Origin of the sequence: Streptomyces sp. LS1784 (assembly GCF_020103755.1) — a bacterium.
Taxonomy (GTDB): domain Bacteria; phylum Actinomycetota; class Actinomycetes; order Streptomycetales; family Streptomycetaceae; genus Kitasatospora.
Genome location: NZ_JAHSQD010001176.1, coordinates 1 through 857 on the forward strand (window position 1 = coordinate 1; position 857 = coordinate 857).

The window sequence follows — 857 nt, forward strand, 5'->3', positions numbered from 1 at the left end:
GGCGGCGGCCACCGCCTTCCGGGCCGCCTCCGCGGACTCCTGCCGGCGTTCCAGCGCGACCAGCGCCTGTGCCCGGCAGTTGAGCAGCAGCGCGACCGCCACCGGGTCGCCGCACCGTTCGGCCGCCGCCTGTCCCAGCCGGGCGCAGGCGAGCCAGTCGGTGAAGCGGCTGGCGCCGTAGTAGAGCGAGCCGCAGGTCAGCGCGAGCCGCCAGGCGCGCGCCGGATCGGTGTCGGGGGACGCGATCAGGGCGGAGAGCGCCGGCTCCTCGGCGTCGAACCAGTCGAGCGCGGTGCGGATGTCGACGGCGGTCGGTAGGGGCTGCGCCGGAGGGGCGGGTGGGGCGGTGTCCTCCTGACCGGGGTCGAGGAAGAAGCCGCAGTGCCGCAGGGCGGCGAGGTAGTGGTCGGCCAGGCGCTCGCGGAGCAGCCGCCGGTGCTGTTCGGGCCGTTCGGCGAGCAGCCCGGCGCCGTACAGCCGGACCAGGTCGGTGCGGGCGTGGCGGCCGGGGGCGGTGCCGGTGAGCAGGTGGTGGGAGGCCAGCTCGCCGAGCGCCCGGTGGGCGGCGGCGGTGTCGCTGCCGAGCAGTGCGGCGCTCGCCGGGGTGTCCACTTCGCGGCCGGGGTGGGCGGCCAGGGCGGTGAGCAGTTCGGCCGCGGGCTCGGAGAGCCGGCGGTGGGTCAGCCGGAGCCGGCCCGCGACGGAGAGTGTGCCGTCGGCGTCCAGGGCGGCCAGCCTGGTCCGTTCGTCGGCGAGTTCGGCGACCAGCTCGGCGATCGTCCAGTCCGGCCGGGCGGCCAGCCGGGCGGCGGCGATCCGCAGGGCGAGCGGCAGGTGGTCGCAGAGCCCGGCGAGGC

The 857-nt window shown here is 77.9% G+C and carries 1 pseudogene; it reads right to left on the reverse strand.

The window, feature by feature from the left end:
• Positions 1-857, reverse strand: a pseudogene (locus KS423_RS46395) (AfsR family transcriptional regulator); the annotation flags it as partial.